The 19128-nt window shown below is 67.2% G+C and carries 16 protein-coding genes and 1 tRNA gene; 9 read left to right on the plus strand and 8 right to left on the minus strand.

Going from position 1 to position 19128, the window contains the following annotated elements; all coding sequences use genetic code 11:
• Positions 1-94: 94 nt before the first annotated feature.
• A complete protein-coding gene (locus PWS46_RS11925; protein WP_434615360.1) occupies positions 95-1045 on the plus strand; it encodes a hypothetical protein in 951 nt (316 codons plus the stop codon).
• 282 nt (positions 1046-1327) lie between these two features.
• Complete coding sequence (locus PWS46_RS11930; protein WP_434615362.1) at positions 1328-2224, plus strand: RNA polymerase factor sigma-32; 897 nt, start codon at positions 1328-1330, stop codon at positions 2222-2224.
• Positions 2225-2398: 174 nt separating this feature from the next.
• On the opposite strand, the gene purH is transcribed toward PWS46_RS11930, so the two are convergent.
• Positions 2399-4003, minus strand: a complete 1605-nt coding sequence (purH, locus tag PWS46_RS11935) for a bifunctional phosphoribosylaminoimidazolecarboxamide formyltransferase/IMP cyclohydrolase (RefSeq protein WP_434615365.1) — start codon at positions 4001-4003, stop codon at positions 2399-2401.
• Between the two features lie 612 nt (positions 4004-4615).
• On the opposite strand from purH, the gene PWS46_RS11940 reads away from it, so the two are divergent.
• Positions 4616-5038 carry a hypothetical protein gene (locus PWS46_RS11940; protein ID WP_434615368.1) on the plus strand — a complete coding sequence of 141 codons (423 nt, stop codon included), beginning with the start codon at positions 4616-4618 and terminating at the stop codon, positions 5036-5038.
• An 81-nt stretch (positions 5039-5119) separates the two neighbouring features.
• Here the strand turns inward: PWS46_RS11940 and PWS46_RS11945 are convergent, their stop codons facing one another.
• The 3 genes from PWS46_RS11945 to PWS46_RS11955 form a co-directional block, all read right to left on the minus strand.
• Positions 5120-6784 (minus strand): heparinase II/III family protein, encoded by a 1665-nt coding sequence (locus tag PWS46_RS11945; protein ID WP_434615371.1) that lies wholly within the window; start codon positions 6782-6784, stop codon positions 5120-5122.
• A gap of 165 nt (positions 6785-6949) precedes the next feature.
• Positions 6950-8245 (minus strand): RsmB/NOP family class I SAM-dependent RNA methyltransferase, encoded by a 1296-nt coding sequence (locus tag PWS46_RS11950; RefSeq protein WP_434615374.1) that lies wholly within the window; start codon positions 8243-8245, stop codon positions 6950-6952.
• 150 nt (positions 8246-8395) lie between these two features.
• Positions 8396-8470, minus strand: a tRNA-Gly gene (locus PWS46_RS11955).
• A gap of 188 nt (positions 8471-8658) precedes the next feature.
• Here PWS46_RS11955 and PWS46_RS11960 point away from each other — a divergent pair.
• The 5 genes from PWS46_RS11960 to PWS46_RS11980 all read left to right on the plus strand — a co-directional run bounded on the left by PWS46_RS11960 (position 8659) and on the right by PWS46_RS11980 (position 14057).
• Complete coding sequence (locus tag PWS46_RS11960) at positions 8659-9450, plus strand: enoyl-CoA hydratase/isomerase family protein (RefSeq protein WP_434615377.1); 792 nt, start codon at positions 8659-8661, stop codon at positions 9448-9450.
• A gap of 121 nt (positions 9451-9571) precedes the next feature.
• Positions 9572-11038, plus strand: a complete 1467-nt coding sequence (locus PWS46_RS11965) for a DHA2 family efflux MFS transporter permease subunit (RefSeq protein ID WP_434615380.1) — start codon at positions 9572-9574, stop codon at positions 11036-11038.
• 256 nt (positions 11039-11294) lie between these two features.
• Complete coding sequence (locus PWS46_RS11970) at positions 11295-12185, plus strand: LysR family transcriptional regulator (RefSeq protein ID WP_109075197.1); 891 nt, start codon at positions 11295-11297, stop codon at positions 12183-12185.
• A gap of 848 nt (positions 12186-13033) precedes the next feature.
• Complete coding sequence (locus PWS46_RS11975) at positions 13034-13483, plus strand: helix-turn-helix domain-containing protein (RefSeq protein ID WP_434615382.1); 450 nt, start codon at positions 13034-13036, stop codon at positions 13481-13483.
• Between the two features lie 4 nt (positions 13484-13487).
• Positions 13488-14057 carry a PIN domain-containing protein gene (locus PWS46_RS11980; RefSeq protein ID WP_434615385.1) on the plus strand — a complete coding sequence of 190 codons (570 nt, stop codon included), beginning with the start codon at positions 13488-13490 and terminating at the stop codon, positions 14055-14057.
• A gap of 54 nt (positions 14058-14111) precedes the next feature.
• Here the strand turns inward: PWS46_RS11980 and PWS46_RS11985 are convergent, their stop codons facing one another.
• The gene (locus tag PWS46_RS11985) at positions 14112-14693 is read right to left on the minus strand and encodes a hypothetical protein (RefSeq protein ID WP_434615388.1); all 582 of its coding nucleotides are present in this window, start codon (positions 14691-14693) and stop codon (positions 14112-14114) included.
• Between the two features lie 122 nt (positions 14694-14815).
• Here PWS46_RS11985 and PWS46_RS11990 point away from each other — a divergent pair, with 122 nt between their 5' ends.
• A complete protein-coding gene (locus tag PWS46_RS11990; protein WP_434615391.1) occupies positions 14816-16045 on the plus strand; it encodes a hypothetical protein in 1230 nt (409 codons plus the stop codon).
• On the opposite strand, the gene PWS46_RS11995 is transcribed toward PWS46_RS11990, so the two are convergent.
• The 3 genes from PWS46_RS11995 to PWS46_RS12005 all read right to left on the minus strand — a co-directional run bounded on the left by PWS46_RS11995 (position 16000) and on the right by PWS46_RS12005 (position 18840).
• A complete protein-coding gene (locus PWS46_RS11995) occupies positions 16000-17331 on the minus strand; it encodes a hypothetical protein (RefSeq protein ID WP_434615393.1) in 1332 nt (443 codons plus the stop codon). The two genes, PWS46_RS11990 and PWS46_RS11995, sit on opposite strands and share 46 nt — an antisense overlap.
• A 103-nt stretch (positions 17332-17434) precedes the next feature.
• The gene (locus tag PWS46_RS12000; RefSeq protein WP_434615396.1) at positions 17435-18280 is read right to left on the minus strand and encodes a transporter substrate-binding domain-containing protein; all 846 of its coding nucleotides are present in this window, start codon (positions 18278-18280) and stop codon (positions 17435-17437) included.
• Positions 18281-18462: 182 nt separating this feature from the next.
• Positions 18463-18840: a hypothetical protein gene (locus PWS46_RS12005; RefSeq protein WP_434615399.1), complete on the minus strand. Its 378-nt coding sequence runs from the start codon at positions 18838-18840 to the stop codon at positions 18463-18465.
• Positions 18841-19128 lie beyond the last annotated feature (288 nt).

Below are 19128 nucleotides of genomic sequence, written 5' to 3' on the forward strand. Positions count from 1 at the left end.
CTTTGTTTCCGTGGCATGACACGCCTAAACTCCCGCCGCCTTCCGGCAGACGCCGCCGGAACGACTTCGCGAACGACGTCGAAGGGAATCCAGTTTGGGTCTGCCGCCGCGCCTTGCTCTTCCCAACCGTCAGGCCAGCCGCCATGCCGCGAGCATCGTCGGCGCCGTCGAGGACGGCAGCCGTTTCGCCTCGCTCGGCCGGCCGCGCCGCGTCTGGGCCATCGGCGCGATCCATGCTCAGCCCGACCGGCTGGACTTGATCCACAACGCCATCGGCCAGCGATTCCGCCCCGGCGACCGGCTGGTCTATCTCGGCAACATGATCGGTTTCGGCGACCGGGTGGTGGAGACCATCGACCGGCTGCTGGCCTTCCGCATCGCCCTGCTGGCGATGCCGGGCATGATCGCGTCGGACATCGTCTATCTGCGCGGCCAGCAGGAGGAGATGTGGCAGAAGTTGCTGCAACTCCATTTCGCTCCCGATCCCCGCACCGTGCTGGACTGGATGCTGCGCCAGGGCGTGGCGCCGACGCTGGCCGCCTATGGCGGCAACCTGGATGCCGGGATGGCGGGCGCGCGCGGCGGTGCGGTGATGCTGGGGCGCTGGACGCGCGAGTTGCGGCAGGCGGTGGCCGCGCGGCCGGGGCACGAACAGCTGTTCAACGCCCTGCGCCGTGCCGCCTACACCGGTGGTGCAGCCAATGAGGGGGCACCTGATGGCGCCGACGGCGATGGCTGGACCGGCAACAGCCGGGGCGGAGGAAGCCTGCTGCTGGTCAATTCCGGCATCGATCCCCGGCGCCCGCTGACCGGCCAGGGCGACGCCTTCTGGTGGGGCAGCGCCGGCTTCGCCCGGCTGGAGCAGCCCTATGGCGGTTTCAATCGTCTGGTGCGCGGCTACGACCCCAACTGGACACCGGAGAGTCCCGGCGTGGATGTCGGGCCGGTGACGGTGACGCTGGACGGCGGCTGCGGCCGTGGCGGCCACCTCGTTTGCGCCTGTTTCGATTCTTTCGGTGAGATGCTGGACCTTTTCCAAGCGTGATCCATCCTTAGGTCCAGCCTGACCTTTAATCCCGTCCGCCCCCTTCCCTGGTATAGGTCCGGCGATCCTTCCGGCAGCCTTTCCCTGGGCCGCCGGCAAAATCCTCCGTCTCTTGTGATCCGTCCCCCCTACACCTGCGTATGATTCCGCAACAGGGCGCGCTCATGCTTGTTGTCTAACCCGACGGCATCGACCGGGGGCAGGCGGCAAAGCGGCGAAGACCCGATAGTACGGGGATATGCGAAGGAACACGATGCCGCCCAGACGGGAAGGAAGGGACGGATGGCATACATCGACGATCCGGAGACTCAGCGTGCTAATCTGAGCTTCATCAAGGCATCCATGCGCGAACCGTTGCTGTCGCGCGACCATGAATTCGACCTTGCCCGAAAATGGCGTGAAGGCCACGACGAGCGGGCGCTGCATCAGCTGGTCCGGGCCTATACCCGTCTGGTGGTGGCCACCGCGTCGCGCTTCCGCAATTACGGCCTGCCGATGGGCGACCTCGTCCAGGAAGGCAATGTCGGCCTGATGCAGGCGGCCAGCCGTTTCGAACCCGACCGCGAGGTGCGTTTTTCCACCTACGCCGCCTGGTGGATCCGCTCGGCCATGCAGGACTACATCCTGCGCAACTGGTCGATCGTGCGGACCGGCACCACCGCCGCGCAGAAATCCCTGTTCTTCAACCTGCGCCGCCTGCGCGCCAAGATCGACAGCGCCACGCAGAACGGCAGCGGCGCCCCCCTGACCAGGGAAGGCCGCGAGTGGATCGCCGGCGAACTGAAGGTCGAGGTGTCGGAGGTCGAGGCGATGGAGATGCGCCTGTCCGGCTCCGACCAGTCGCTGAACACGCCGGTGGCCGACGGCTCCGACGACGACTGGCAGGATTTCCTGGCCGACCAGCGCCCCTCGCCCGAGGACGTGGTGATCGGCATGCGCGATGCCAACACCCGTTCGCAATGGCTGGCGGAGGCGCTGGGCGAGCTTAGCCCGCGCGAACGCACCATCATCCGCGAACGCCGCCTGCGCGAGGAAGGCGCCACGCTGGAGGAGTTGGGCCGCGAACTGGGCGTCAGCAAGGAGCGCGTGCGCCAGTTGGAGCATCGGGCGCTGCTGAAACTGCGGCAGTCGATGCTGAAGCGGGTCGAGGATTCCGACGACCTGCTGGCGGAGGCGTGAGATAGCGCCCTCTCCCGCCCCGGGAGAGGGAGGGGACCCGCGCCGTCAGGCGTGGGGAGGGTGAGGGGCATTCCGAACGTGGATTTATGACCCTTGCCTCACCCCTCACCCTTCCCATGCTCCGCATGGGCCCCTTCCCTCTCCCGGGGCGGGAGAGGGAGAGTTATCAACACCTCAATGCCGGAAGTGCCGCATTCCGGTCAGCACCATCGCCAGACCCTTCTCGTCCGCGGCGGCGATCACGTCGGCGTCGCGGATCGAACCGCCGGGCTGGATCACCGCGGTCACACCCGCTTCCGCGGCTGCCAGCAGGCCGTCGGCAAACGGGAAGAAGGCGTCCGACGCAACCACCGACCCCTTGGTCAGCGGCTCGGCCAGACCGGCGGCCTTGGCGGCTTCGGCCGACTTGATGGCGGCGATGCGGGCCGAGTCGACGCGGCTCATCTGGCCGGCGCCGACGCCGACAGTGGCGCCGTTCTTGGCATAGACGATGGCGTTCGACTTGACGTGCTTCGCGACGCGGAAGGCGAACAGCAGGTCGGCCAGCTCCTGTTCGGTCGGCGCGCGCTTGGTGACGACCTTCAGCTCGGCCGGGTTGACGCGGCCGCTGTCGCGGTTCTGCAGCAGGAAGCCGCCCGACAGCTGCTTGATCATCATGCCGGGCTCGGCCGGGTTCGGCACGTCCTTGGTCAGCAGGACGCGCAGGTTCTTCTTGGTCGCCAGCAGCGCGCGGGCGGCCTCGTCGGCGTCGGGGGCGATCACCACCTCGGCGAACAGCTTGGAGATCTCCTCGGCCGTCTCGGCGTCAAGGCTGCGGTTGACGGCGATGATGCCGCCGAAGGCGCTGACCGGGTCGCACAGCAGGGCCGACTTGTAGGCATCCAGCAGGTTCGCACCCTGGGCCACGCCGCAGGGGTTGGCGTGCTTGATGATGGCGACGGCCGGCTGCTCGAACTCCGCCACCAGTTCGAAGGCGGCGTCGGTGTCGTTCAGGTTGTTGTAGGACAGCTCCTTGCCCTGCAGCTGCACGGCGGTGGCGACGCCCGGACGCTTCTCGCCGGTGACGTAGAAGGCCGCCTGCTGGTGCGGGTTCTCGCCATAGCGCAGGGTCTGGGCCAGCGAACCCGACAGGGTGGTGCGCGGCGGGAAGGTCTCGCCCAGCTGGCCGGCCAGCCAGGTGGAGATGGCGGCGTCGTAGGCGGCGGTGCGGGCATAGGCGCGCTGCGCCAGCTTGCGACGCAGGGCCAGCGTGACGCAGCCGTCATGGGTCGCAAGCTCGTCCATCACCGCCTCGTAATCGGACGGCTCGGTGACGATGGCGACGAAATCGTGGTTCTTGGCGGCGGCGCGGATCATCGCCGGCCCGCCGATGTCGATGTTCTCGACGCAGTCGTCATAGGCCGCGCCCTTGGCGACCGTCGCCTCGAACGGGTAGAGATTGACCACCACCAGATCGATGCCGGGGATGTCGTGCTGGGCCATCGCGTCGGCATGGATGTCGCGGCGGGCCAGGATGCCGCCATGGACCCGCGGGTGCAGAGTCTTGACGCGGCCGTCCATGATCTCCGGGAAACCGGTGTGGTCGGAGACCTCCTTGACCGGCACGCCGGCCTCGGCCAGACGCTGGGCCGAACCACCGGTCGACAGGATCTCGACGCCGCGGGCAGCGAGCGCCTTGCCCAGTTCCACCAGACCGGCCTTGTCGGACACGGAAATCAGGGCGCGGGTGATGCGGACCTTGTCGGGAGCGGGGGCGTGGTTGGCTTTGGGCGGGCTCATGGCGTCATCCTGATCGCTGCGGGTGGTGCGTTGGACCGCAGGCAACCGGGGAGACCCGGACAAGCACGGAAGAAGAAAAGCACGGACGGCCACGGAAATGCCGCTCGGCTGTGCTTATCCCCGCCCGCCCGCCCGCACATATGCCGGTCCGGACGGACATGGATAAGCACGGCGAGACGAGTCCCGTGGTCGTCCGTGCCCCAAATCCCGTGTTCATCCGTGTTTCCACGCCCCTTCCGAAAGGAATAGGCCCGGCCACCGCGGATGGGCGCGATTTACGCCGCCTTGCGCTCGCGGCGCAAGGCCCATTTCTGCAAGTTACATCATCAAAAAGACAGTAGGAGAATATCTAAAGTACTTGTATATCAGATGCTAGAATACTTATGTATTCATTTAGTGTACATACGCAAAATAGAAATAAAATTTCTTCCTGTTGCGCCGCATTATCAAAGAATAACGCCGGAACGGCAGATCTTATCTCCGTGAATATGTGATTGACCTTTGGTTATCTGCATATTACAAAGCCGACCCCTCAATGTCTCCGTCCTTACAGACGTGATGTCATTTTGGAATGCTGACTGCATCGTCAGTAAAACCAAACTGAAGAGTATCGTGAAAATGCCAAGCGAAGGTAACTCTACCGACAGAAGCGATCACATCAATGGGAATGGCCTTGATATTGAGGCCTTTCTGACAAAAAACCTTTTGATCAAGCTTGAGTCTATTGGGTTCTTGTCAGAAGACAAAGAAGCAGAGATCAAAGCATCATCCTCTGCCTGCAGAAAAATCCTCGCATCTTCGCAGCGCCAGAACCGCTTGAACGCAGCTCTACAGCGCTGCCAAATGAAGCAACGATCTTTGCTGGTTAGAGCAAATCGAGACAAGCTTTCTCTGCTTCTCGACAAGTTTGTTGAGAAAGCATGCGCAACGTACGAGAAATCTACCAACCAAACTTCTGCAGGAAAATCAATCTGCTCAATTATAAGCCAAGATATAATGGAGATGATTGCGGCAGAAGCAATCAGACGCAGATAATATCTGCCCAGGAAGATTTCATTTCAATGAGAATAAATATTTAAGGGCCGGGATTTTTATCTCGGCCCTTTTCACTCCTTCCTAACGGCTGCGCTCGCGGCGCAAGGCCCATTTCACCGTCAGACCCTCGGGTCCGCATTGTCCCTGCATCATGATCTGCCGGCTGCGGCGCGGCTCGTCCCCGCTGCCGAGATAGACGCTCTCCGCCACCTCCAGCACAGCGCCGGTCACCCGCATGCGCCAGGCATTGCCGCTGGGCAGGCGCAGAAGCACCTGATCGTTGCGCCCATCGCCCTGCCCTTGGACCGGCACCACCTCGACATTGGGGTGCAGGTGGAAGCGGATGGCGTAGGGCTGCGGCTGCGGCGTGGCGCCGATCACCGGCTCAAGCGTGTCCTCGCCGCGCAGGTCCTCGCCATTGTCGGCCAGATAGACGCGTCGGCGGTGCAGCAGGCCGAAGCCCTTGCTGTAGCCGTTGTGGCTGGCGACCACCAGCATGGCGCCGTCGGATTCCTGCCGTTCGCAACTGACATTCGTCGGCCGGCGGCCCAGCCCACCCTTCTCCAGCACTTCCGACGAGTTGGTATCGGCCACCACCATGGTCGAATGAGCGGAGGTCCCGGCCAGCGCCGCGCGCCAGGGGCCGCGCTGGGACGGATGGCTGCCGCAATTGACGATCAGCCGCTCCTTGTTGACGGAGACCTCCATCGACAGGGTGCCGGCATGGGCGGTGCGGTCCAGTCCGGCCGGCGGCGGCGCACCGGTGTCGAGCAGCACCAGCGTGCGCCCGGCGAGCAGCCGCTCGAACCCGGTGTGCGGCGCGCTTTTCAGCGGACGGCCGCGGGCGTCGGCCTGGGCCAGCACCGTGTCGATCAGTGCCGGCTCCTCCTCCCGCCCGCCGTTGAACAGGGCGAGCCCGCCATCGAAATGGCGGAAGAAGCGCAGGGCCGGCGTCATGCGGTCGATGGCGTGCTGGAGGCTTTCCGGCACCTCCTCCTTCGCGACGCGCAGCACGGCGCGCATGTCGATCAGGTCGCGCAGAACCCGCATCTGGATCGACGGGTTGCGCTCCACATGGCCGCCGTCGGGCAGGATCTGGCGCGGCAACTCCTTGTCGAGCAGGCGCAACGCCTCCCGCGCCGCCTTGTCCTGGTCGGGCAGGCAATAGCCGCCATAGAGCAGACCCTTGATCGCGCCGATCAGCCGTTCGCCGTCCAGCTTGGCCGGCGCCACCCGCAGCAGGTGGCGAAGCTGGCGCGCCATGCTTTCGAACACGCGGGCGCGGAACTCGTCGTCGGCCGACGCGCAGTAGAAGTCATGCAGACCGATCCAACTGGCCAGCCGCACGCCCAGCACGTCGGGCGCCCAGCTCTGCGCGTGCCAGCCGCCATTCTGGTCCAGCCACGACCACACCAGCACCCGCGCCCGGCGCCGCGCGGTGTCGCCGCCGACCGCCCGCAGGTCGCGCAGCCACTCGAAGCCATGGGCGGCGCGCAGCCAGCCGGCGCCGGCGCCCTGGGGCCGCCAATTGGGCGCCCCGTTGGGATCGACCATGACCGGCTGCCCGGCGAAGCTCATCCGCCCGGCCAGCATGGCGTTGCCGGTGTCGGTGTCGCCCGGCCAGGGATCGGGCGGGATCACCGCCAGCGCCCCCGGCGCCTTGCCGCCCAGCATCAGGGCGTAGAGGGGATTCCCGTAGGCAAGGCGCGCCATGCCGCTGCGAAACCGTCCGTTCCCGTCGCCCATCTGCGCCGACTCCTTCAGGACCGCGAGCGGCGTCGACGGCCGGCGGAGGGTAATGATGCGGTGCGGGAGAACACAGGCGAAAGCATAGGTGGTGTCGTATCAATTCGCCGCCCGCACCGCAAGACGGGCCTGGGATTTATCCCGCGGTGCGGACCGCTCAAGGCCTCAGGCCGGGCGTCGGCGCAGGCGCGCCACGAAGAAGCCGTCGATCCCGCCGAGGTCGGCCAGCATGCCCGGAAGGCTGCGAACCTCTCCCGCCTCGTTGATCGGCTCCGACAGGCCGCCGAGCTCGTCGGCGGTCACAGGCCAACGCTCCACCCGCCTGTCCTGTTCCAGCAGACGGGCGACCTGCGCCTCCCCCTCCTCCGGCTGGATCGAGCAGGTGCAGTAGACCAGCGTGCCGCCGGGCTTCACCAGCTCGACCGAGCGGGCGAGCAGCCGCGACTGGGCACGGGCGAGCTTGGCGATGTCGTCCGGCGTCTTGACCCGCAGGATGTCGGGATGGCGCCGGATCGCACCCGTGGCCGAGCAGGGCGCGTCGAGCAGCACGGCGTCGGCCGGCTCCTCCGGTTCCCAGGTGGCGGCGTCGGCAGCCAGCACCTCGGCCTCCAGCCGCAGGCGTTTCAGGTTCTCCGTCACCCGCTCCAGCCGGCGGGCCGAGCGGTCGATGGCGGTGACCTGCGCCCCCTGCACCACCAGCTGCGCCGTCTTGCCGCCGGGGGCGGCGCACAGGTCGAACACCCGCTTGGCCCGGAGATCGCCGAACAGCTTGGCCGGCAGCGAGGCGGCGAGGTCCTGGATCCACCATTCACCGTCCTCGAAGCCGGGAAGCTCGGTCACCGACCCGCCGGGCGGGCGGCGCAGCGACCCGGTCGGCAGCAGGGTGGCACCCAGCCGCTCGGCCCAGCCCTCCGGATCCGATTTCACCGTGATGTCCAGCGGCGCCTCGTGCAGGTGCGCCTCGACGATGCCGCGGGTGCGGGCGGTGCCGTAGGCGGAGCGCCAGGACAGCCACAGCCAGTCCGGCGTGTTGAGCCGCCCGGCATCCTGCCGCGCCGCCATCTCCGCCCCCTCGCGCCCGATGCGGCGCAGGACGGCATTGATCAGCCCCTTGTAGGGAGCGGCATTGCGCGCGGCTGCCAGCTCCACCGCGGTGTCGACGGCGGCATGGGCGGGGGTGTTCAGGAACACCAGCTGCGCCGTGCCCAGCCGCAGCATGTCGTGGATCGCCGCCTTGGGCAGGCCCGGCTTGGCGAGGCTGGCCTGGATCATCTCGTCGATCTGGCCCAGCCGGCGCAGGACGGTGGCGACCAGCAGGCGGACGAAGCCGCGGTCGCGCGGCTGCAGCGCCGCCAGTTCGGGATGCGCGTCGAACGCGTCGTCGAAGGGAACGGACTTGCGCAGCACGTCGCGCAGCAAGTCGAGCGCAACGCCGCGGGCGGCGAGGGAAGTGTCGGTCATGGATTAGGATCTAGCGCGCCGGACGGCCAGTGTCGATAAGGGATGCCCGGTGTTTCCAAGCTGTGGAGCGCGAAAATGCGGGGCCGGAAAAAGCGAAGGGCCGGTGCGTTGCCGCCCGGCCCTTTGGTCTTCGCTTCTCTACCGGAGAACTGGAGCGGGCGAAGGGATTCGAACCCTCGACCCCAACCTTGGCAAGGTTGTGCTCTACCCCTGAGCTACGCCCGCGCTCCCGTCGTCCGGGAGCCGCTTTCTACGGAAACGCGGCCTCCGCCGCAAGAGGAAAATTCACCCTCCTATCACTTTTTTCGCAACACCCTTCCCCTCCCCTGCTGCGCCGCGGCACCGGGCGCCTTGCGTCCCGGCGGAGGCGCGCTATGGTACGCAACCATACGGCAACGGATGGAGAGTGCGGCATGGCCGGCACCATCACTCTGACCCGCGATGGAGCGGTCGCGACCCTGACCCTGTCCAACCCGGACAAGCTGAACGCCTTCGACAAGCCGATGTGGCATGCCCTGATCGGCCATCTGACCGCGCTTGAGGCCGACGAGGGAACCCGCGTCGTGGTGATGCGCGGCGGCCCCGGCGCCAACGGCTCCCGCACCTTCTCCCCCGGCGCCGACATCTCGGAGTTCGAGAGCGAGCGCAACAGCCCGGAACAGGGTGCCGGCTACGGCGACCTGATGGACGAGGGGCTGGACGGCTTGCGCGCCTTGCGCCACCCGGTTCTGGCCGCCATCGACGGCCCCTGCTGCGGCATCGGTCTGGCGGTGGCGCTGGCCTGCGACCTCCGGGTCTGTTCGGAGAGCAGCCGCTTCGGTGTGCCGGTCAGCCGGCTCGGCATCTCGATGGGACCGACGGAGCTGAAGCTGGTCGCCGACGTCGCCGGCGGCCCGGCGGCGCTGGAGATCCTGCTGGAAGGCCGCGTCTTCGGCGCGGCGGAGGCCAAGGACAAGAACCTCGTCCACCGCGTCGTCGCGGACGAAGGCTTCGAGGCGGAGATCGCCGCCACGATCCAGCGCATCGCCGCCGGCGCGCCGCTGGCCGCTACCCTGCACAAGCGCTATGTCCGCCGCCTGTCCGACCCGGCGCCGCTGACCGAGGCGGAGATCGCCGAATGCTACCGCTGCTTCGGCACCGAAGACTTCCGCGAGGGCTACCGCGCTTTCCTGGAGAAGCGGAAGCCGGTGTTTACGGGACGCTGAACCCTCGTCGATCCGTGGGGTAAAGCGCACTTACGCATGGCAGGGCTTTCGCATGTGCGATGGTCAATGCGGCGGAACGTCTCACATTCGTAGGGCTTCGCTCCCTGCCTGACGGTCCGTCATGTCGCGCGTCACCCCGCTGATCATCGCCTGCGCCCTGTTCATGGAGAATCTCGACGCGACGGTGATCGCCACCGCGCTGCCGGCGATCGCGCGGTCGATGGGCGAGGATCCCCTGCGGCTCAGTCTGGCGATGACCTCCTACATGCTGGCGCTGGCGGTGTTCCTGCCGGTCAGCGGCTGGGCGGCGGACCGTTACGGCGCGCGCACCGTCTTCGCCAGCGCCATCGGCGTCTTCACGCTGGGCTCGGTCGCCTGCGGCCTGTCGAACGGGCTGGCGGAGCTGGTCGCCGCCCGCATCGTCCAGGGGATCGGCGGGGCGATGATGGTGCCGGTCGGCCGGCTGATCCTGCTGCGCACGGTGCCGAAGGACCAGCTGGTGACGGCGATGGCGCGGATGACCCTGCCGGCGCTGATCGGGCCGGCGCTGGGGCCGCTGGTGGGCGGCGCCATCACCACCTATGCCTCGTGGCGCTGGATCTTCTTCATCAACGTGCCGATCGGGCTGGTCGGCATCGCGCTGGTGCTGGCGCTGATCCCCAACCTGAAGGAGGAGCAGCGCGACCCCTTCGACGCCCGCGGCTTCCTGTGGAGCGCCGTCGCGCTGGCCGCCTTCATGTTCGGCTTCGAGAATGTCGGGCGCGACCTGCTGCCGGCCACCGCGGTGGCGATCCTGCTGGCGGTGGCGCTGCTGGCGACGCTGGCCTATCTGCGCCATGCCCGCCGGGTGGCGCGGCCGGTGCTGGACCCGTCGCTGTTCCGGCTGCCGACCTACCGCGCCTCGGTCCTCGGCGGCACGCTGTTCCGCATCGGCATCGGGGCGGTGCCCTTCCTCATGCCGGTGATGCTGCAGATCGGCTTCGGCCTGACCGCCTTCGAGTCGGGAGCCCTCACCTTCGCCGGGGCGGCGGGGGCGCTGACCATGAAGGCGCTGGCCGGCCCGATCCTGCGGCGCTTCGGCTTCCGCCTGGTGCTGACCCTCAACTCGCTGGTCAGCGGCGCGATCCTGGCCGGATACGGCGCCTTCCGCCCCGACACGCCGCATCTGGTGATCCTGGGCGCACTGCTGCTTGGCGGCTTCTTCCGCTCGCTGCAGTTCACCGGCATGAACACGCTGAGCTACGCCGAGGTGCCGCAGGCGATGACCAGCCGGGCCAACACGCTGGCCAGCGTGATGCAGCAGCTGTCGCTGAGCCTGGGCGTGGCCGTCGGCGCCACCACGCTGCACCTGACCACCCAATGGAGCGGCGGCGCCCTGACCCCGTCCTCCTTCGTTCCCGCCTTCCTGACGGTGGGGCTGATGGCCTGCGCCTCCAGCCTGCCCTTCTGGCTCCTGCCCGCCGATGCCGGCGACGAGATCAGCGGACATATCGGCAGTCCCCGCCCCGAGACGCACCCCGGATCGCAGCATGAGGCCGCCCGCAGCGCGACGGTCAAGGCCGCCGCCCTGACCGACGCAGCGGATTAGCAAAGACGGGGGCGAATGGCCGCCGTCCCATTTCCGAGCATCGCAAACACCCCTATCTATTATACGGATATGCTCGGATCGCTGTGACTTCGGATGAGAATAATTCCGGCGATCATGATTAATTTTCGTGCGAGTCGCTTTTACTAGCGCGTGCGTTCCGGGCGCGTTCCCGCTATAAACATGCATGGCGGCCATGCGCCGTCCTCAAGATAAACGGGAGGCTCCGGGCGGCTGCGCATCGGGGCGGGACAGCATGATGGATTGGGACAAGCTGCGGGTATTCCACGCGGTGGCCGAAGCCGGCAGCTTCACGCATGCCGGCGAGACGTTGAACCTCAGCCAGTCGGCGGTCAGCCGCCAGATCAGCGCGCTTGAGGAAAGCCTGGGCGTTCCGCTGTTTCACCGCCACGCTCGCGGGCTGATCCTGACCGAACAGGGCGAGCTGCTTCACCGCACCGCCCGCGACGTGTTCGCCAAGCTGTCGATGACCGAGGCGATGCTGACCGAAAGCCGGGAGCATCCCAAGGGACCGCTGCGGGTGACGACCACCGTCGCCTTCGGGTCGACCTGGCTGACGCCGCGCATCAACGAATTCATGTCGATCTACCCCGACATCCAGCTGACGCTGCTGATCGACGACGACGAGCTGGACCTGGCGATGCGCGAGGCGGACATCGCCATCCGCATGAACACGCCGCGCCAGCCGGACCTGATCCAGCGGCACCTGATGTCGATCCGCTTCCACCTCTATGCCAGCCAGAGCTACCTGAAGAAAAAGGGGACGCCCAAGACGGCGGCCGAGTTGGACAATCACGACCTGATCACCTACCCGCCCGACGTGCGGGCGCCGATTCCGAACGTCAACTGGATCATGGAGGTCGGCGACCCCTCGCCCAACCGGAAGCCGATCCTGCAGGTCAACAGCGTCTACGCCATCTATCGCGCGGTGGAGAGCGGGCTCGGCATCGGCGCGCTGCCCGACTTCCTGGTCGACAGCTTTTCCAAGGACGTGACCCGGATCCTGCCGGACGTCGACGGGCCGAAGGTCGACGCCTACTTCGTCTATGCTGAAGAATTGCGCCATTCCAAGCGCATCGCGGTCTTCCGCGACTTCCTGGTTAAAAAAGTGGCAGAAACTCCGTTCTGACCACGAACATTTTTAGCGATCCCGTAAGAGAATTGCCGAAATCGACGGCGCCCTTCCTACTTTCCGGAGCGGCACCGTCAATTTCGGCATTTTTATTAGCCTTCTAAGGGTATTTTGAAGCCATGCGAGTCTTGCATGGTAGATTTATATATTTGTGCCTGGAAAGTTGGCAGCAGAATGGTCAAATTTTGATCGTTGGATGTTGCGACGCAGCATCCGATGTTTCGTCCCGGAGGTCTCCCCTCCGGGGTTGGGTCCTCGGACCCAGCGTCTCCCAGACGTGAAGCCTCCCTGTTCAACTCGCCGCTAATCCAATGGGTTAGCGGCAGTTTTTTTATATGCGCAGGGGTTGGGGTCTCACCGGGGTCTCAGGATTGCTTCCCTTGATGGGCTGGCTCTATCCGGCGCTGCCGGCAGACCCAGCGCGAGCGGGTGCTCGCCCACCTGCTGATCATGACGCCGATCGCCAACAGGACGGGCCTTTGACGGCGTTCTCGAACATCCCACCGCCGCGCGGCAGCTCCAGGCTGCCTGCTGCCGATCCCTCCCTCCGCCAAGTGGGCGCGAGCCGGGAATCTCGCTGTGCCGGCAGGGGGAGCGTCCACCAACAGCTGGCAGCGGCGGAACCGCAGCGCTCTCGCCGCACCTTGACCGCGCCTCAGCAGCGGCACAGCCGCGCCCCCACCGCAGCGCCGCGGATCGACCGCACTCTGGCCGTGCATCGGCAGCGTGTGCCGACAGGAGAGGAAGGCAGGGGCCATGGAACACCCTCCCCACGTTGCCGTTTCGGATATTGCGTTTAAGCGCGAAGCGCGCCATATAGACTCGGTAAAAACGGGAGAGAATCTATGAACGCCCTACTCGAAAAGCCGGAGACCATCGTTCCTTCCGAGGAAGATGCCGCGCTGGCGGCCGAGTCGAGTCGTATCCTGGCCTCCAAGCCTTCCGAAGGAGAGTTCCGGGTTCACCTGGACGACGGCCAGACGCTGGCCTTGCCGCGCGCTGTGAAGCAACTCCTTGCCCACCTGCTGACCGAGATGTCGCATGGCAACGCCGTCACGCTGATCCCGATCCATGCCGAGATGACCACCCAGGAGGCCGCCGACTATCTGAACGTCAGCCGGCCCCATCTGGTGAAACTGCTGGAGGAAGGGACGATCCCCTTCCACAAGGTCGGTTCACACCGCCGGGTGCGCTTCCGCGATCTGAAGGGCTACAAGGACCGGATCACGGCTGATCGCGCCAAGGCGCTGGACGAGTTGGCCGCCCAGGCCCAGGAACTCAACATGGGGTACTGATCGAGTGTCGCGCTTCACCGTCGTCTTCGATGCCTGTTGCCTCTACCCCGCCCCGCTGCGGGACTTCCTGATGGAATTGACGACGGCGGAGCTGTTCCGGGCGAAATGGACCTGGGCGATCCATGAGGAATGGACGCGGAACCTGCTCCAGAACCGCCCGGACCTGACGCGGGAGGCCCTGGAACGCACCTGTGCCCTGATGAACCGTGCCGCCCCGGATTGCCTCGTGGAAGGGTACGAGCATCTGATTCCCGTGATCGAGCTGCCGGACGCCGATGACCGGCACGTCCTGGCAGCCGCGATCCACGCCCGCGCCGACGCCATCGTGACCTTCAACCTGAAGGACTTCCCGTCCACGGAACTGGGTAGGTACAACGTCGAGGCCATACACCCGGACGACTTCATCAGCTACCAGTTCGACCTGCACGAACCGGCCGTGGTGATCGCTGCGCAGAGGTGCTTGAGGCGCCTGAAGAAGCCGCCGAAAACGGCAGATGATTACCTCGCCACGCTTCATGCGCAGTCGCTACCCAAGACGGTGGCGGCTCTGAGGCCCTACGCCGCCGTGCTGTAAGGGCGCTGGTAATCACCGAGCAAAGCTGTTCGGCTCAAGCGAAACAGGGCCACCTCATCGCTGACCGGGGCTGCCCGTTGATGCACATCGGGGCCGTGGCTTTCTCTCCCCCAGCTGCGTAACCTGTCGGCAACGCCTCCATGTCGGCTGAAACCCTGGCGCGCTCCGGGCGATCTCGTCCAGCAGCGCCAGCACCGCGACAAGCGGCGCCCCTGGCTCGCTGATCGTGCCCTCCGGCCCCCACATGGCGGCGATGATGTCCAGCCTCGCCAGCACATCGGCGATGCCAGCGACGGGCTGAGCCTGGATCTCGGCGGCAAGGCGCCGCGCCTCCTGCTCCAGCCGACGGACGCGCCACGCCATGGCGCCGGACATCTCATGTCCGGGTTTGCCGCCCCTCAACCGGGCGACCTTGGCGACGATCATCGCTCGGAACCGCTGGGCGGCTTCGTCGCTGATGGCGGTCCATCCTGGTGCCGGAATTGCCTCCAGCTGGGCGGCCTCGGTGTAAAGACGTCGCCCAACCCGCACCGCCGGGACGGGCAAACGGCGACGCTGCCGTTCCTGCTCAGCCAGCAGCTTCGCCAACTCGATCCGAACTGCACTCCACCGGCGCCATGTGGCGCTGACGGTCATGGGAACCGCCTCCCATCGTGGGACCGTGGGACGGGAAGCCGGTTGCCATGGTGTGTCTCTTTCGCATCCGAATGCATCAGGAGCGAGGGACAGGCATGGCCGAACGGCGGTTGGTGGAGACGATGCCCTTGCAAGGGAGCCTGCACGGGTCGGTGCTGCGCGCGACACGCGACGCCCTGTGCGCGGCTGGGCTGGCGATCGGCATCACGCTGGTGCTGGTCGAGGAATGGGAGGCGCTGGAGCAGCTGAACGCCCGGCACTGCGGCGATTGGTTCCCGCTCCTGCCCCGACCGGCGGCGGCGCCGTCCTTCTGGGTGGCCGCGGTCGATGCCGATGGCAAGTTCGTCGCCACCCATGGCGTGGTGCTGCTTGACTGCTCGGCTGCCAGCTTCGGCGCGCGGGTCGAGGACCTGACGGCGTTCCATGATCCTGGTGCTGCTCCGTCGGAAGAGTTCGGGTTCTGCGGCTCGCCAGCAGCGCATGACACGCGCGGGGCGGTGGCCTGGATCGTCGCCGGCTGGAACCGGCCGGACTGGCGCGGGCGTGGGCTGTTCCACCTGCTGGGCGCCGCGGCGCGTCTGGTGGCGCTGGACCGCTGGTCGCCGCGCTGGGTGGTCGGGCTGGTCGATCCGGAGACGGTGCCGGTTTGGGTGCGCCGCTGCGCTGGCCGGGCTCTGTTGGAACCCCTGCCCGCGGTGCTCTACCAGCAGGCGGGCGTCGGGCGGCTGCCGCTCCACTTCATGCGGTGGAGCCGGCCGGCGGTGCTGCTCGACCTGCAAGAGGTAGCGCGGGCGCGGTCAATGCAGGGTCTGGACGTCGACGGCGGACAGCACGGCGCGGCGGCCCCGATCCTCCCACCCATAGAGCGCGTGGGTGTAGACGAAGGGCCGGCCAACGCCCGACACGGTTACCCGGTTGAAGACCGCCTCGCCGGCGCCGATGCTCTCGGCATACTGCGCTCCGATGCTGTTCGCGAACTCGACATGGGGATCCGCTTCGTCGGGCTGGTTGATGACGGCCCGGCCCCAGGCGCGTCCGAGAACCGACAGGGTCGGCACCCCCAGATGCCGGAAGCACAGCGGCTCGGCCGGCCCGGTGCTGGACAGGAAGGTGCAGCGGTCCATCAGGCCGGCGCGCTTCAGGAAGGCCGGAAGGGACGGGGTCAGCACGCGCTGGCGCCGGCATTCCGCCACGATGGTGCGCTGCCAGTCCGTCGCCTCGGCCAGCGTCAGCCGGACGATGGCGGTCTCCGGACGGACGGCGGGGCGCAGGGCGCCCCGGTCCTGGGTGGGGAAGGCGAGGATGGTCATGCGGCGCGCTCCAGCTTCAGGGCCTCCACCGCGGCAGCGTAGGCGGCCTGGAACTGCGCAGGGGTGATGCCGGCGGCGCTGGAGCCGGCGTCGACCATGCGGCCGGTCGGCTCCAGCGGCAGGGCCAGCGTGGCCGGCGCCTCGGCCTCGAAGGCGGCGATCGTGTCGGCGAAGGGGTCGGCCTCCTGGCGCTGATCGTTGGCGCCTCCCTGTTCGGCCGGGATATCGGCGAGATGGTCCTCCATCCATCGGCGGTATTCCCAGGTCATTCCATGCTTGTGAGCAAAGTCCAGCATGGCGCTGTGCAGATGGGACGAAACGGGCAAGAAGCGCATGAACGACAGGAACGTCTCCCGGCGTTCCGGCTTCAGCGCACGGAAGCGGCTGAGAGCTTCTTCGCGCTGCCCCTGCGCCTGATCAGGCTCCCGAGCATCCTCCGCCGCAGTCGCGGCCCTGTTGCGCGCACATGCGGCCTGCATGGCTTGGGAAACCTCCTCGGGGAGCTGGTAGGCGCCTGCCCGGCGATCGGCGGCCTCCTCCAGCGTCACATGCCGGTGCAGGACGTCCGTCTCCCCTCCATGCCGCCTGCCGAGTCGCTTGATGCGATCCGCGAGGGCGTGCACCGCCGCATTGTCTGGGCCGTCGCCGCCGGTCAGCGGCGCGAAGTCGATATCGAGATGGTCCGCCGCCGTGCCGCCGTGCTCCAAGTGGAACGCGACATAGACCTGGGCGGCCAACCCGTCCCGTGTCGTCGGTTCATGGGCCATGACATTGAGGGCGGCTTCGTCGGCCTGCTCCGACAGGTGCTCGACATCGTCGTCGGCCTTCGCTGCGCAGCAGTCCCGCACCAGATCAGCCCACCGGTCGAAAGCAGCGAAGATCGGGGAGTCCGTCGGCTCGGAAAGGTCGGACCCGGTCAGCAGCGGTTGCAGCCGCTTCACGTCGTCCTCCAACATCATGACTTCGGCGTCGCTCGGCTCCATCGTGCGGATCCCGATACTGGGGCAGGTTATGCGCTCCAGCTTGGCGAACAGGTCGCCGATGGTCTGCGCAGGAGTGGTCATCATGGCATCTTCGATTCGACGCCACTCCTGGCAATCGGCGTCTCGTGCAGCCTCCCGCCGCTCAAGTTCTGCCTTGTCTTCTATGCCGTCGTCCTCACCCCTTGGGCTGTTGTTTGCGTGCTCCACCAGTTCGCGCACCCGGTCGGCAGCCCGCCGGAAGGTCATCCCCAACGCGGGAATGGTCGAGGTGGCCAGCAGCGAGGCGCGGAAGGGGGCGGGGTTGCGTTCGGCCAAGGCCGGGGAATGTTCGGGCTCGATCATCATGGTTTGTTCCGGTTCCATGGGGGTCAACGGATGGCACCGCAGCCGCGATGCCTTCGATGGGCGCTCGACCGTTGCCGCGGCCGGGCGTTCGTCGTTCTGGTAGTCAGCGGGTCGACAGGTCGGTGCCGAACCAGCGGCCGGACAGGCGCGCGGTGGTGCCGTCCTCGGCAGCGCTGGCGATGGCCTGGGTGAAGCGGGCGGACAGTTGGTCGCCCTTCCGGACGGCGACAGCCACGCCCCCACCCAGCACGCCGCCGCTGAAGGCGGGGCCGGCCGAGATCAGGTTCCCGCCGGCGGCGTGCAGAGCCTCGACCGACGCCCGGGCGGTCAGCATCGCGTCGACGCGGCCGGCAGAGAGGTCCAGGGCGGCGGCGTCCACCGTCTCGTAGAAGCGCACCCGGACGCGGGGGAACAGCGTCTCGATCATGTGAGCGTGGATGGTCGAGGCCTGCACGGCGATCACCTTCCCGTCGAGTGCCTTGACGGTGCTGGCGGCGATGCTCCGGCCGGCCGAAGTGGAGAGGTCGGCGCGCTCCGCATCAGGCAGCGCTTCGACCAGCTCGGAACCGGGGCGCACGGCGAGCACGGCGGGGTCGGCGGCATAGGCGGCGCTGAAGTCGACCACGGCGGCGCGTTCGGCGGTGGCCGTGACGCCCGCCATCACAGCGTCATACCGGCCCTGCTGCAGGCCGGGCAGGATGCCGGTCCAGTCCTGGGCGACGATGGCGCAGCGGACCCGCATCCGGCGGCACAGATCGTTGGCCAGGTCGACTTCGAACCCGACCAGCTTGCCGTCGGCGGTGGTGGCGTTCCATGGGGCGAAGGCGCCCTCGGTGGCGATGCGCAGCACCGGGGCCGGCTTCGGCTGCTGGTTGGCGAGGGAGGTGGCGCCGGCGGCGATGGTGGCGGCAACAGCCGCGGCGGTGGCGAACAGGGCGAGGCGGCTCATGCGGGATCCTCCAGGCAAGGCGGGGGCGTTCGCGCCAAGCGGCGCGTTGCGAGGTGGTGGGGGTGGATGGCGAGGACTGGTCGCCCTGGATCAGGCGAGGTTAGGCGGGGCGTGGCAGCGCGGGAATGGGGTGCCGGTCCCAAATTCTGGCACTGACGGCGCGGCGCACGGTCGGCGGCCGGTCAATGGCAGGCGGTGTATTTCACGGAGCCGTAGCCGCCGCCGTACATCTTGCAGCCGAAGCGGCGCTCGGCGCGGGCCGCGGCGGCGTTGAGCTGGCGGCTCAGCCCGTTGTTGGCCTTCGCGATGGCAGCGGCGTCCTGGGCGTCCCAATCGGGCTGGGCACGGGCGCGGAACTCCAGCAGTGCGGCGCGGTCGGCGGCGACCTTCTCGGTCGTCTGGCGGGCGTACATCGCCTCCAGCCCGGCGCGCTTCTTCATCTCCTTCCAAGCGAGCTTCAGGGCATATGAGAACTCCCGGCACGGGCTGGTCTTGTTGAACAGCGACATGCTGCGGGCGGTGGACCATGCGAGGCGGAACAGCTTGGCTCGGCAGATCATTGGAGCCTCGGGAAGCTTGAGTTGTGCTGAGTTGTGAGTACAATGTACTCAGTTCAGCACGGTGCATCAAGCCGAAAAGAGCACTGTGTGCCAAATTTATAGAACGAGGTGCGCTTTGACTCCTGTCCAATGCAAGATGGCCCGGGCCGCGGTTGGTTGGGGAGTCCGAGATCTTGCTGCGAAAGCTGATGTTGCTCCCGCCACCGTCACGCGGTTCGAGGGCGGCGCCGGCATGCAGTCTCGAACCATTGCCGCCATGCAGCAGGCTTTCGAAGCCGCTGGCGTGAG

This window comes from Azospirillum sp. B2RO_4, assembly GCF_051124815.1.
Taxonomy (GTDB): domain Bacteria; phylum Pseudomonadota; class Alphaproteobacteria; order Azospirillales; family Azospirillaceae; genus Azospirillum.

Bases quoted from the DNA above. Each gene is read 5' to 3' on its own strand.
- PWS46_RS11930 (WP_434615362.1), top strand. From the start codon at position 1,328: ATGGCATACATCGACGATCCGGAGACTCAGCGTGCTAATCTGAGCTTC.
- purH (WP_434615365.1), bottom strand. From the start codon at position 4,003: ATGAGCCCGCCCAAAGCCAACCACGCCCCCGCTCCCGACAAGGTCCGC.
- PWS46_RS11945 (WP_434615371.1), bottom strand. From the start codon at position 6,784: ATGGGCGACGGGAACGGACGGTTTCGCAGCGGCATGGCGCGCCTTGCC.
- PWS46_RS11950 (WP_434615374.1), bottom strand. From the start codon at position 8,245: ATGACCGACACTTCCCTCGCCGCCCGCGGCGTTGCGCTCGACTTGCTG.
- PWS46_RS11960 (WP_434615377.1), top strand. From the start codon at position 8,659: ATGGCCGGCACCATCACTCTGACCCGCGATGGAGCGGTCGCGACCCTG.
- PWS46_RS11965 (WP_434615380.1), top strand. From the start codon at position 9,572: ATGTCGCGCGTCACCCCGCTGATCATCGCCTGCGCCCTGTTCATGGAG.
- PWS46_RS11970 (WP_109075197.1), top strand. From the start codon at position 11,295: ATGGATTGGGACAAGCTGCGGGTATTCCACGCGGTGGCCGAAGCCGGC.
- PWS46_RS11975 (WP_434615382.1), top strand. From the start codon at position 13,034: ATGAACGCCCTACTCGAAAAGCCGGAGACCATCGTTCCTTCCGAGGAA.
- PWS46_RS11985 (WP_434615388.1), bottom strand. From the start codon at position 14,693: ATGACCGTCAGCGCCACATGGCGCCGGTGGAGTGCAGTTCGGATCGAG.
- PWS46_RS11990 (WP_434615391.1), top strand. From the start codon at position 14,816: ATGCCCTTGCAAGGGAGCCTGCACGGGTCGGTGCTGCGCGCGACACGC.
- PWS46_RS11995 (WP_434615393.1), bottom strand. From the start codon at position 17,331: ATGATGATCGAGCCCGAACATTCCCCGGCCTTGGCCGAACGCAACCCC.
- PWS46_RS12000 (WP_434615396.1), bottom strand. From the start codon at position 18,280: ATGAGCCGCCTCGCCCTGTTCGCCACCGCCGCGGCTGTTGCCGCCACC.
- PWS46_RS12005 (WP_434615399.1), bottom strand. From the start codon at position 18,840: ATGATCTGCCGAGCCAAGCTGTTCCGCCTCGCATGGTCCACCGCCCGC.